At 69.0% G+C, this 11,906-nt stretch carries 10 protein-coding genes; 3 read left to right on the top strand and 7 right to left on the bottom strand.

What is annotated here, in order from left to right; translation table 11 throughout:
* The coding region (locus tag VD972_RS34870; RefSeq protein WP_324993128.1) for an MXAN_5808 family serine peptidase at nt 1–2,226 on the top strand (2,226 nt) is incomplete at its 5' end.
* Here the strand turns inward: VD972_RS34870 and VD972_RS34865 are convergent.
* The 5 genes from VD972_RS34865 to lspA (VD972_RS34845) all read right to left on the bottom strand — a co-directional run bounded on the left by VD972_RS34865 (nt 2,198) and on the right by lspA (VD972_RS34845) (nt 6,868).
* Nucleotides 2,198–2,707, bottom strand: coding sequence for a KdsC family phosphatase (locus VD972_RS34865; protein WP_324993127.1), 510 nt, complete (start codon nt 2,705–2,707; stop codon nt 2,198–2,200). The two genes, VD972_RS34870 and VD972_RS34865, sit on opposite strands and share 29 nt — an antisense overlap.
* A gap of 10 nt (nt 2,708–2,717) precedes the next feature.
* Entirely contained in the window at nt 2,718–4,157 is a 1,440-nt protein-coding gene (locus VD972_RS34860; protein WP_324993126.1) for an MXAN_5187 C-terminal domain-containing protein, read from the bottom strand.
* Between the two features lie 35 nt (nt 4,158–4,192).
* Nucleotides 4,193–5,497, bottom strand: coding sequence for a prolipoprotein diacylglyceryl transferase (locus tag VD972_RS34855; RefSeq protein WP_324993125.1), 1,305 nt, complete (start codon nt 5,495–5,497; stop codon nt 4,193–4,195).
* 123 nt (nt 5,498–5,620) lie between these two features.
* On the bottom strand, nt 5,621–6,211 hold the full coding sequence (gene lspA / locus VD972_RS34850; protein WP_324993124.1) for a signal peptidase II: 591 nt from the start codon (nt 6,209–6,211) through the stop codon (nt 5,621–5,623).
* Between the two features lie 33 nt (nt 6,212–6,244).
* On the bottom strand, nt 6,245–6,868 hold the full coding sequence (gene lspA / locus VD972_RS34845; RefSeq protein WP_324993123.1) for a signal peptidase II: 624 nt from the start codon (nt 6,866–6,868) through the stop codon (nt 6,245–6,247).
* A 112-nt stretch (nt 6,869–6,980) separates the two neighbouring features.
* Here lspA (VD972_RS34845) and VD972_RS34840 point away from each other — a divergent pair, with 112 nt between their 5' ends.
* The gene (locus VD972_RS34840; RefSeq protein WP_324993122.1) at nt 6,981–7,391 is read left to right on the top strand and encodes an FAM210A/B-like domain-containing protein; all 411 of its coding nucleotides are present in this window, start codon (nt 6,981–6,983) and stop codon (nt 7,389–7,391) included.
* Here VD972_RS34840 and VD972_RS34835 read toward each other — a convergent pair.
* Nucleotides 7,388–9,040, bottom strand: a complete 1,653-nt coding sequence (locus tag VD972_RS34835) for a lamin tail domain-containing protein (RefSeq protein ID WP_414654180.1) — start codon at nt 9,038–9,040, stop codon at nt 7,388–7,390. The two genes, VD972_RS34840 and VD972_RS34835, sit on opposite strands and share 4 nt — an antisense overlap.
* Before the next feature lie 1,102 nt (nt 9,041–10,142).
* Here VD972_RS34835 and VD972_RS34830 point away from each other — a divergent pair.
* Entirely contained in the window at nt 10,143–10,901 is a 759-nt protein-coding gene (locus VD972_RS34830; protein WP_324993120.1) for a Mut7-C RNAse domain-containing protein, read from the top strand.
* Nucleotides 10,902–11,084: 183 nt separating this feature from the next.
* Here VD972_RS34830 and VD972_RS34825 read toward each other — a convergent pair.
* Nucleotides 11,085–11,906, bottom strand: an 822-nt coding sequence (locus VD972_RS34825) for a class I tRNA ligase family protein (protein ID WP_324993119.1), incomplete at its 5' end; no start/stop codon positions are given.

Raw genomic sequence — 11,906 nt, 5'->3', positions numbered from 1 at the left:
CAGCACAAGATGCTGGCCGGCAACGTCGGCTACGTGCGGCTGAAGAACTTCCAGGGCAACACCACGCGGGACTTGGAGGCGGCGCTGGCGGACATCCGCAAGCAGGCCGAGACCCAGGGCGGCACCATGAAGGGCCTGGTGCTGGACCTGCGTGGCAACTCCGGCGGTCTGTTCGAGCAGGCCCTCCAGGTCTCCGATGTCTTCCTCTCGCGGGGCACCATCGTCACCACCGTCGGCATGGCCAACAAGCTGCTCAAGCGCGAGGAGAAGCGCGCCAACCCGGATGATGGCGACTATGTCGCCCCCATGGCCGTCCTCGTCAACGCCGGCTCTGCCTCCGCCTCCGAGATTGTCGCTGGCGCACTCAAGAACCAGAACCGGGCCGTCATTATCGGCCGGCAGACCTTTGGCATGGGCTCGGTGCAGGTGATGTACGACTTCCCAGACGACGCGGCGCTGAAGCTGACCATCGCCAGGTTCCTGACGCCGGGCGACGTCTCCATCCAGGGAGTCGGCATCGCTCCGGACATCGAGCTGGAGCCCACCCGCGTCACGAAGGACCACGTGGACGTCTTCGCGCCGCACAAGCCATCGAGCGAGGCGGCCCAGGAGCGGTCCTTGAGCGAGGCCGCGGAGGACGTGCGGGGCCGCGAGCAGCCGGTGGAGCGGTTGAAGTACCTCGAGAAGGAGGGCAAGAGCTCCGAGGCCGAAGGGGAGCTGGACGCCGAGAGCCTGGAGGAACTCGAGGAGGATTTCGAGGTCCGCTTCGCACGAGACTTCGTGCTGAAGGCGCCCTCCGTCGAGCGCAGCGAGATGCTGCGGCAGGGCAAGCGCTATGTGGAGCAGAAGCGGGGCGAGGAGGAGGAACGTCTCCGCGCCGCCATCGCCGCCCTCGGCGTTGACTGGAGCCCGGGCCCTACCCCGAAGCCACCCCACCTGGCCGTCACGCTCGGGCCGGGCCCAGAGCAGAGGCTGCGGGCCGGGGACAGGATGGAGCTCGAGCTGACAGTGGGCAACCAGGGCGCGGAGCCGGTGAAGCGGCTGCGCGCGTGGACGGACAGCACGGACAGCCGCTTTCTGGACGGGCGGGAGTTCCTGCTCGGCGCGGTAAACCCGGGCGAGGAGAAATCCTGGAAGGTACCCATCCTGGTGCCCTGGAACCTGACCTCACGTCGCGAAGCGGTGACGGTGAAGCTGCAGGACGACTCGGGGATGCTGTCCGAGACTGTCACGGCCGAGCTCACCTTCCTTGAGCAGCCTCGCCCGGTCTTCTCCTTCAACTGGCAGGTGCTGGACAGCTGCGAACCCTGCAACGGCGACGGCCTGCTGCAGCGCGGCGAGACGGTGGACGTGTGGGTGGACATCACCAACACCGGCACTGGGGAGGCCGCGGAGGCGTTCGCGCAAATACAGAACCGTTCGGGTCCGAGCATCTTCATCACCCAGGGCCACGCCAGGCTGGGCAGGCTGGCTCCGGGCGAGACGGCGACGGCGCGCTTCCAGCTGGAAGTGAGGCAGGGCTACACGCCGGACACCTTCGAGCTGAAGCTGGCCATCATCGACGAGCCGCTGGAGGAGATGACCACTGGGAAGCTGATCCTGCCAGTGCGGGGGGAGGCTCTACAGGTGGAGGCGCGCAAGGCGGTGGTGCGGCTCCGGGAGGAGACAGAGCTCTTCGTGGAGCCCGAGGAGGGCGCCCGGCAGCTGGCCCGGTTGCGCAAGGGCGTGGTGGTGCGGCAGGTGGCGAAAGTGGGCGAGTTCGCCAAGGTGGAGCTGGACCGGGAGCGCTTCGCCTTCGTGAAGGCTCAGGATGCGAAGGCCGGAGCGAGGCTGAAGCCCGCCCCGGTGACGAGGAACGCTCTGGAGCCCGCGCCCGTCTACAGCCCGCCGCGCATCCTGCTCGAGGGGCTGGATCCGTCCCAGGGTGGGCTCGTCACGAGCGAGAAGCGCTTCACTCTCTCGGGCACCATCGCCTCGGAGCACAGCCCGCTGGACCTGTACGTGCTGGTGAACGATCGGAAGGTGTTCTTCCAGACGCGCGCCAGACACAGCGGTGGGCCGACGCAGCTTCCGTTCTCCACGGTCCTCGAGCTGGAGCAGGGCCTCAATCAGGTGCTGGTGGTGGCGTATGAGGGCCCAGACACCTACAGCAGGAGGACGCTGGTCATCCGTCGCGGCCCGGTTTCCCCGGGCGGCGTCAGCCCTTCGGCCGGTGACGCAGGATGAACTCGCACACCTCGCGCGCCGCGCCGAACCCCGCCGGCTTCTGCGCCACGTAGTGCACCTGTGCACGCACCTCGTCCGGGGACTCGGGCGGCGCCGCGGAGAACCCCACCGCCTTCAGCAGTGGCAAGTCCACCACCTCGTCCCCCATGTAGCCACACCGCTCTGCTGGCACCTTCAACAGCTCCAGCAGCTTCTCGAAGTGCGCCACCTTGTCCTGGCTGCCGAAGTGCACGTGTCTCAGCCCCAGCGACTGCATCCGCATCTGCGCGGACAGGCTGTCTCCGCCGGAGATGGCCGCGACTTCAATGCCCACCTCCTGCAGCCGCTTGATGCCCATGCCGTCGCGCACGCTGTACATCTGCGTCCAGCCGGAGTTGGGCACCCAGAAGATGCGCCCGTCGGTCAGCGTCCCGTCGATGTCGAAGATCATCACCGACAGGTGGCGTACCCGGGTCTTGAGCGACTCGAGGTCCTGGTTCATCCCCCGCCGCCTACTTGGGCACGGCCTTCAGCGTGGCCTTGCCATCCTTGATGACGACTTTGAACTCCACCGACTTGGCGCCGTGCTGCTTGAGCAGCTCCGGCACCTGCTTGCGCAGGTTGGTCGCCACCGACTCGAAGCTCATCTTCGAGGTGTCCTCCTGGTTGCGCCGCTTGGCGGTGACGTAGGCGTCGTAGACGGCCTTGAGCTTCTCGTCGCTGAGCCCACCGGAGCCCCCAGTCCCCGCGGGCTTGGGCGGCGAGGAGGGCGACGAACCCGGTCTCGAGGCGGCAGGCATTCCGGGCTTGGAGCCCGCGGAAGAAGCCGTCCCCGGGCGCGCCACCGAGGAAGGAGGACGCGAGGGACTCTGCGCCGCCGGAGCCGAGGGCTTGCTCAGCGGCTCATCCGCGAGGCTCTCCAGCGCCGCGGCGATCCCGGACGTGCTCTGCGAGGGCGATCCGAACGCGGGCACTCCGCGCACAGGCGGGCTCGAGATGCCCGAGGTGCCTCGTCCCGGCGTGCCACCAGGAGGCACCGGGCCCGTGCCCCTGGACGGAGTACCGCCCGGAGGAATCGTCGCTGTGCCCCTGGACGGAGTGCCGCCCGGAGGAATCGTGGGCGTGCCCTTGGACGGAGTGCCGCCTGGAGGAATCGTCGCCGCGCCCTTCGACACAGCACCGCCCGGAGGAACCGCGGCCGAGCCTCGCACGGGAGTGCCCACCGCGGGGACGACCGGCGCCACCGTGGGCGTGCCTCGGAACGGCGTGCCTCCCGCTGGGGCCACGGGCGCCACCTTGGGCGCCACCGTAGGCACCACGGGTACCACGGGCACCGCCGGTACGGCGGCCACCGGGCGGAACGACACAGCGGCGGGCTCGGGCTCCACCGGCCGCGGGATGAACCGAGGCTGCGAGGCCGGCGCTGCCGCAGGCTTCGGCTCGTTGGGGATGATGTCGGCGACCTCCACCAGCTCCTCGTCGGAGATCTCCTCCGTGAGCTCGAAGGCCTCGCCCTTGCGACGCTCACCCTCGGGGGACTTCTGCGAGCGGCGCTTGGCCTTGAACAGGTCGCGCTTGTACGTGCCCGACTCGATCTCCTGGAGGGTGCGCTGCCACAGCCGCTCGTAGGTGAGGAACTTGTTGTAGAGCGAGGAGATGCGGAACTTCGCCGCGGTGTTGCGCACCATGCTCGTCTTCAGCCGGTTCAACCGCTTCTTGAGATCCTCATGGGCGCGCACGGGCGGCAGGCGCTCGTTGCCCAGGAAGTACTGCTCGTACGTCACCTTCAGCGCCAGGAGCTCCTCCTCGAGCTCCTCGCACTCCTGTTGCGCCCTCTCACTGGTGGACTTCTTCAGCGACGAGTCTTCATCCCCCAACACCTTCACGTTGGAGGAGGACTTGCCGGGTGAGGACTTGGCGGCAGATGTAGGCTTTCCGGGCTCCTGCGGCATGCAACCTCAGAGTGTCCCCAAGACGCGGTCCAGGATCAACCTCCCGCCGGGGTAGGAGTAGGCCCCAGGCTCGCTTCCCCGCTCAGCCGGCGGGTGCGCTGGTACATGAGCGTGGCACCAAAGGTGAACATACACAGGGAGATGAACTGGCTGGTGGAGATGTTGTACCAGGCCTCCAGCGGCACCCAGCGCGCCAGCGCGGGCACGCTGTCGGACAGCAGCCCATGCAGCGTACCGCGCTCGGTGTCCCCTCGGAACAGCTCCACCGTGGAGCGCAGCACCGCGTAGGCCATCAACCACAGGGAGAAGATCTGTCCGTGGAAGCGCCGGTGGCGGCGCAGGAAGAGCAGGCCCACGAAGAGGGTGGCCTGGCCCACGGACTCGAAGAGCTGCGTGGGGTGCACCGGCAGGGTGGTGCCGTGCTGCGCCACCCACTCGGAGATGCGCACCGCGCCCGGAGCCGCCTGTGGGAGGATCTCCCCCGTGGCCTCGATGACGTAGCGCGGGTCTGCCGCCTGGGAGTGGAAGGCGGTGCTGCCCGAGCCGGTGAGCCGGCCGAAGAGATCCTTCGCCACCCCTGAGCCCGGGAAGCGCACGGCCAGGTGCGTGTGGCTCCCGGCGGGGCCGCCCCAGCAGCAGCCCGCGGAGAAGCAGCCCAGCCGCCCCAGCGCCTGGCCCAGCGACACCGTGGGGATGGCCAGATCCGCCAGCCGCAGGAAGTCCATGCCATTCACCCGCGAGAAGGCGTACGCGGCCCCCGCCGCGCCAATGAGGCCGCCGTAGAAGACCAGGCCGCCGCCCAGCGAGAAGATGCTCGACAGATCCTTCGCGTAGTCCTTCCAGTTGACGAGGATGAAGAGGACGCGGCTGCCCACCAGCCCGCCGACGAGCACCCAGAAGCCCAGATCCAGCACCTGCTCGCGGCGGAGAGGGCCCTCTGTGTCCACGAAGCCCTTGCCGTCCACCCACTCCACCTTGCGCCACTCGTCCCGAGCCAGCCGCGCGGCCACGCTCGCCGCACAGAAGAAGCCGGTGGCCAGCAGCACGCCGTAGGTGTGGATGGGGATGCCCTCGCCCTTGCCGCCCGGGAAGGCGCTGGCCGGCAGCGCGTACTTGAGGCCGAACCACGCCAGCGCCGCGCCGATGCCCCCGAAGAGGAGCGCGCGCTGCACCCGGTCCCCCCGCTTCACCTCGGCCTGTGGGCCCTTCTCCGTCACCAGGCCCTGCGCTCCCTTCCAGCCGTTGCGAGCAATGGAGCCCACCACTCCCAGCGCCACGGCATACAGGAGCAGCTGCGACCAGAGAGAGCCGAAGGTGAGGTGGACGAGGATGGGGAGCATGAGGCCTTGTCAGGAGAGGACGGCTGCGCCAAGCCTACCTGCTGGCGCGGCCTGGAACGCCAGGGGCTCGGCGGGTGTTCCCGGCCGCTCCCCGAGGAACCACTCGGGCGTCCGGGCGGCGGCCTAGGCCGGCTTCTCCTTCCGCACGAAGGCGTCGAGGATGAGCATGCCCACGCCCACGCAGATGGCCATGTCCGCCACGTTGAAGGAGGGCCAGTAGGCCTGGTCCTTCCAGTGCGCCTGGAGGAAGTCCACGACGAAGCCGCGGGCCAGCCTGTCAATGTAGTTGCCCAGCGCGCCGCCGAGCACCAGGGACAGGCCCCACAGCGCCCACTTCTCCGCGGGGTTCGTCCCGGAGAGCTGGCGGAAGTAGTAGCCGATGAGGATCACCGCCCCCAGGCTGACCAGGTGGAACAGGGGGCCGCGTACATTCGGAGAGAGGTTGCGGAACAGGCCCCAGGCAGCGCCGGGGTTCTCCTCGTAGCGCAGGCGCAGGAAGCGCTCCAGAATCTCCACGGAGCGCTTGGACCGGAAGTGGCGGCCGTCCACGCCCAGGGGAGGAGGCTCGCCGTACATCGCCTTCAGGCGCTCGCCCGTGGACTCCAGGCCATCGAAGCGCGTGGTGAGGCTGCCCACGACGTCGTACTTGGTCCACTGGTCGAGCGCGACAATGCCCACCGTGATGACGAGGAGGAGGATGTATTTGCGCGGCACGGGGGGCGGCTTACACCACATTCCCCCCACACGTCACGGATTGGGACTCTCGGCGAGAGGCTGGGCGGCGGGCTCGGTCCGGCGCACCCGCAGCGAGTCCACCAGCATCAACGCCACTCCTACGCAGATGGCGGCGTCCGCCACGTTGAAGGTGGGCCAGCGCATGCCGGGCTGGTTGCGCCAATGCCAGTCGATGAAGTCGATGACGTAGCCGCGCACGAGCCGGTCCATGAAGTTGCCCAGCGCTCCACCCGCCACGAGCGCCAGGGCCCCGCGCACCAGGTGCTGCCCAGGCTCCAGCCGCACGTACATGGCGAAGATGAAGGCCAGGGCCGCCAGGCTCACCACATGGAAGAAGACACGGCGCACCCCGTCCGGCAGGTTGGCGAACAGGCCCCAGGCGGCACCCGGGTTCTCCACGTAGCGGAAGTGCCAGTAGTCCTCGATGAAGCGGTAGGGCCGGGTGGCGCGGTACCGGCTGCCCTCGGTTGCCGGGTGGTTGTCCAGGTTCTGCTCGGAGAAGTAGCCCGCCACGCGGGCCAGCCCGGCGCGCCCATCCAGGGCCTCCGTGAGGTTCGCCACCGCCAGGTACTTGGTTACCTGATCGACAGCCAGGGTGCTGAGGGCCACGAGGACGAGGAGGCGCAGGTTCTTCATCTCGCCCTGTCCTAACTCGCTCCCCCGAGCCCTGACAACCCAGGTTGCATGCCGGCACCATGCCCGCTTGCCTTCATTTCCCGCCAGTGGGCATTTCGGGCATGGTGGGGCCATGCCGCCTGTTGAACCCCCCGTGCAAAAGCCCACCTCGACCGACACCGCCTCTCCTCCAGCCGCGGACCGGCCCTCCGTGAAGGAGCGGTTCAAGCGGCTCATGAAGGACTACGGCCCGGTGGCCCTCCTGGTCTACCTGAGCACCTTCTTGGTGAGCATGACGGTGTTCACGATCGTCATCCAGGTCGGGTTCGACCTGAAGGCGCTGGGCGAGCGGTTTGGCGTCCAGCTGGATGGCACGAGCGGCCTGATGGGGACGCTGGGGGCGGCGTGGGTGCTGAGCAAGGTCATCCAGGTGCCGCGCATCTTCGCCACGCTCGCGCTCACCCCCATCGTCGGACGCATCCCCGTCGTGACGCGCCTCCTCCGCCGCTTGCAGGAGCAGCAGGAGGAGGCTCCCAAGGCTTAGAAGGCGGTCCCGTCCGCCCTCACCCCTGGCGAGGACGGGCTGCTCGACAGGCTGTTGTGCAGGACGAAGGGGGCGCCGCTGGTGCCATCCGGGCTCCGGTTGGCCGACACCCCATCTGTCCCGGTGAGGGTTGAGTGGATGGCAGCGGTGTCCACCGCCGTCCCCCCCGCGTTCTTCACCGTCACGGTCTCGCTGCTGTTATTGCTGAAGCCGAGCGCTCCAGTCGAAGCGGCCACCGCGTTGGGCAGCCCCACCGGAATCCCCGCGGCTCCGCCGAAGACCACGATCGCTCGGCCCGCTTCCAGGGTCGTGCCGCTGGCGAAGGTGTGCCGCTCGCTCGCGGCGTCCGAGAGCGTCCACCCGGAGAGATTCACCGCCGCGCTTCCCGCGTTCACCAGCTCCACGAACTCGCCGCTCACGTCCCCGCCCGGCTCGTTGACGAGCACCTCGTTGATGAACACGCCGCCGACACCGCCGTCGCCGACACCGCCGTCGTCGCCGCCTCCCGATACGGTGATGGTGAAGGCCGCGTTGCTCGTGTCGCTGAGGGCGGAGTTGGACACGTCGCTCACCCGCACCTTGGCATCATGGGTGGCGATGTTCGGTACCGTCCACGTGTAGCTGCCTGCGAAGGCGGGCGTGCTCGAGCTGATCGTCGTCCAGGAGCTGCCGGCCAGCGCGTACTCCAGCTTCACGCTCGCCACGCCCTGGGCCGTCCAGGTGATGCTGTGGGCGCTGCCACCCACCCAGCTCTCGCCGCCGTTGGGCGAGCCCACCGTGACGCTCGCGGGGCCGGAGCCTCCTCCGGGGATGAGGAAGTCCTTGATGACGGCCATGTGCTGCATGCTGGGGGCACCGCTGTCCCCGCTCAGCGCGGGAGCGATCTCCGAGATGGGCGAGTACACGCGAGTGTCCACCACCAAGCCCGCGGGGAAGGTGCTGCCGCCTATCACCGTGGCCACCTGGTACTGGCGCAGATCGCCGTCCACGAGCACGTGATCGTACGGCTTGGAGCGGCCCGCGTTGGTGCCGTCGTCGCCGTTGCGGTCCGCCGGGTACGGGCTGCCCGTCGCCACCACCTGGGAGAAGGTGCTGAAGCAGGGCTCGCTGCGGGTGTCCGTGTTGAGGTCACCGCCGATGGCCAGGTAGTCGCCCGAGGGGACGTTGGCGTTGATGAAGTTGACCAGGTTGTTGGCCTCCGTGTTGCGCACGCCGCTGCCGCTGGTGAGTAGGTGCACGCTCACCACCCAGAGATCCCTGGGGCCCGGTACGTCGATGCGCGCCCACGCGAAGTCGCGGTCGCCAACCTGGGTGTCATCCCATTCGCCCGCGGCGAGGATGGGCCAGCGGCTGATCACCCCGTTGGGGATGCTCGCGCCCGTCTCGCGGTAATAGAAGAAGTTCGGGCCGAACGCGGTGTCGACGAGCTGCCGGATGTCAGCGGGCGAGTCGCTCAAGTAGTTGAACTCCTGGATCATCACCACGTCCGGGCGGGTACCCTGGAAGATGCGGATGCCGTGCCCAGGGTCGTAGCTCTGGAGGTTGCCGCTGGTGATGTTGGCTGCCATGAGGCGGATGAGCGTGGGAGCTGGAGTGCCTCCATCGGTGCCGCCGTCCGTGCCACCGTCCAGGCTCGTTCCCCCGTCCATTCCGGCATCATCCGGGAACCCCGCGTCCGTGCCCGCATCTACGACCGGACCTGCGTCCACGACAGGACCGGCATCGACTTCAGGACCCGCGTCCATGATCGGACCGGCATCCACAATCGGACCGGCATCCACCTCAGTGCCCGCGTCCACTGCAGGGCCCGCGTCTACGATCGGGCCTGCATCCATGTCGGGGCCTGCGTCGACGATCGGACCGGCATCGATCTCGGGACCCGCGTCTACGGTCGGACCGGCATCCACCGTCGGACCGGCATCGACCGTGGGACCCGCATCCACCTTCGGGCCCGCGTCCACGCCTGGCCCGCCGTCAACCTCCGGCTCCGGGCCTGCGTCCGTGCCGGTGTCCGGCCCCGCATCCACGCCGGCATCCACTCCACCACCCGCATCCACGGGACCCGCATCCGCGCCACTCCCCGCGTCCGGGCCCGCATCGCTCGAGCCCGCCCCTCCGTCGTTTCCTGTCCCGCCATCCTGCCCTATGCCGCCGTCGCCCGGACCTGCATCCGAGCTCAGCCAGTCACACTGATCCTTGGGCTGGCAGTACCCCGCTGGACCGCCGTCCTCACCGCCCCCGCAGCACTCGACTCCCAGGTCTTCGCACGCCACCGAGGACTCGCAGGGACGCAGGCAGAGGTAGCGCTCGTAGACGTCCACATACCGGCACTGCTCGCCGGGAGCACACGCGCCCGCATCCAGCTTGGCACACTCGACCCAGGCGCCACCATCCAGGAGGGGAGGCACCTGCGGGATCGGCTCGGAACCGCAAGCCTGCATCACCAGCACGAGCGCAAGCCCCGCTCCCACGAGGCCAAAGAACGTCCTCTTCATGAACCTACCGAATCCTTGCTGCCGGGGGAGCGGGCGTCGGTCAGAGCCGGCATGTGAACGACCGGTCGATTATACGAGGAACAACCCCTCGGTGGCTCCCACCTGGAGACGAAAGTGCGGTCGCCTGCTTTCTGCGACAGGGGGTGAAGCGGCGCCATTCTCCTCCCGGTCCTTCGGGGGAGGTGGACAACCTCCGGGGGCGGGAGCGTAGCGTGCACCTCGTGAGACCTCAGGCGGGTGTAGGAGCCCAGCAGCCATGAAGCAGAAGCACGTGCGGGTGCGCCTCTATGGCGCGCTGAACGACTTCCTCCCGCCCGAGCGCCGTGGAGCCGAGTTCCTCCACACCTTCGCCGGAACTCCCTCCGTGAAGGACCTGATCGAGTCGCTCGGCCCACCTCACCCCGAGGTGGATGTCATCCTCGTGGACGGCGAGGCGGTTGGCTTCGCGCACCGAGTGGAGGACGGAACACGCGTGGCGGCCTACCCCGTCTTCCACTCGCTTGACGTGGCCCCTGTGACTCGCGTGGGGCTCCCGCTGCCTCCGGAGCCGTGCTTCGCGCTCGATGTCGGGCTGGGGCGGCTGGCGGGCTTCCTGCGGATGCTCGGGTTCGACACGCTGTGGCGGAATGACTTCGCGGACGACGAGCTCGCGCGCCTGTCCCGAGACGAGGAGCGCGTCGTCCTCACGCGCGATCTCGGGCTGCTCAAGCGCGCCGAGGTGCGGCACGGCTATTACCCGCGCAGCTCGGATCCCGCGCACCAGCTCGTCGAGGTGGTGCGGCGCTACCAGCTCACTGCCCGCATGCGTCCCTTCACCCGCTGCCTGGCGTGTAACGCAACGCTCGCCGCGGCTGGGAAGGACGAGGTGCTCGACCGCATCCCCGAGGGTGTGGCCGCCACACACTCCCGTTTCCAGCAGTGCCCCGCATGTCGGCGCGTCTTCTGGCCCGGCACGCATCACCAGCGCATGCAGGCCCTGGTGGACAAGCTGCGCGAGCTGGAGCACGAGGCCTGAGGCACCTCACCGCACCTGTGGGTTGAAGCGCTGTCCTCCGACACCACGGGTCGAGAGCGCTTCACGATGACCTGGCTTGTGAGCAGAGACGGCAGGATGCCCGCCGGGGGCGCATGGCACGAACCTGTCTGGTTGTCTGACAGGTTTTGAGAGCTGCGTCGGGGAGGCGCCGCCGAGAGAGGATCAGCTCAAGGCTTCGCGGCACTTGGGGCACACCGCGCTCCCCTGCCCCACCTCCTCCGCGTAGGCCCCACAGCGCGGGCACTTCGCGCCCCTGGCCGGCAGCACCTCGGCCGTCACCTCCCCCCCACCAAGCGCCTGTGCCCCCTCGAGCGGCCGCGCCTTGGGCCCCGGCTGCTCTGCCAGCTCCACCTGGCTCACCTTGAAGAGCGTTGGCAGCTCTCGCGGGTTCGCCTGGAGGAGCTCCCGTGCCGCGCCGCTTGCCGACAGCACCACCCGCGCCTCCAGCGAGGCGCCGATCCGCTTCTCCCGCTGCGCCTGCTCCAGCACGCCCTGCACAGCGCTCCGCACCGCGAAGAGCTTCGAGTACCGCTCCGCCAGCGCCGGCTCCATCTCTCCCTCAGGTTGAGGAAGGCCCGCCAGGAAGACGCTCTCCACCGGCCGCCCCGGAAGCTGCTGCCATGCCTCCTCCGCCGTGAAGCTCAGCACCGGCGCCAGCAACCGAAGCAGCGAGGAGACCCCCTCGAACAGCACCGTCTGCGCGCTGCGCCGCGCCTTCCCCGCCGCCTTCGCCGTGGAGAGCCGGTCCTCGAGGAAGGCGAAGTACACCGCCGACAGGTCCGCCGCACAGAAGTCCACCACCGTCGCGTACACGCGGTGGAACTCCTGAGCCTCGTACGCCCGGAGCGCCCGTGCCGTCACCTCCGCCAGCCGACCTCGCGCCCACACGTCCAGCGGGAGCAGCTCCGCGGCGGGTACCGCGTCCCGTGCCGGGTCGAAGTCGTAGAGGTGTCCCAGCGCGTACCACAGCGTGTGGCGGAGCTT

It is taken from the genome of Hyalangium sp. (genome assembly GCF_035629615.1).
Taxonomy (GTDB): domain Bacteria; phylum Myxococcota; class Myxococcia; order Myxococcales; family Myxococcaceae; genus Hyalangium.
Note: the sequence above shows the minus strand (reverse complement) of the source record. Positions and strands in the feature narration are given on the sequence as shown.

What these genes read in the sequence shown, in the direction of transcription:
- VD972_RS34855 (WP_324993125.1), bottom strand. Translation starts at nt 5,497, where the DNA reads ATGCTCCCCATCCTCGTCCACCTCACCTTCGGCTCTCTCTGGTCGCAG.
- VD972_RS34835 (WP_414654180.1), bottom strand. Translation starts at nt 9,040, where the DNA reads ATGGACGGGGGAACGAGCCTGGACGGTGGCACGGACGGCGGCACCGAT.
- VD972_RS34865 (WP_324993127.1), bottom strand. Translation starts at nt 2,707, where the DNA reads ATGAACCAGGACCTCGAGTCGCTCAAGACCCGGGTACGCCACCTGTCG.
- VD972_RS34860 (WP_324993126.1), bottom strand. Translation starts at nt 4,157, where the DNA reads ATGCCGCAGGAGCCCGGAAAGCCTACATCTGCCGCCAAGTCCTCACCC.
- VD972_RS34830 (WP_324993120.1), top strand. Translation starts at nt 10,143, where the DNA reads ATGAAGCAGAAGCACGTGCGGGTGCGCCTCTATGGCGCGCTGAACGAC.
- VD972_RS34840 (WP_324993122.1), top strand. Translation starts at nt 6,981, where the DNA reads ATGCCGCCTGTTGAACCCCCCGTGCAAAAGCCCACCTCGACCGACACC.
- lspA (WP_324993123.1), bottom strand. Translation starts at nt 6,868, where the DNA reads ATGAAGAACCTGCGCCTCCTCGTCCTCGTGGCCCTCAGCACCCTGGCT.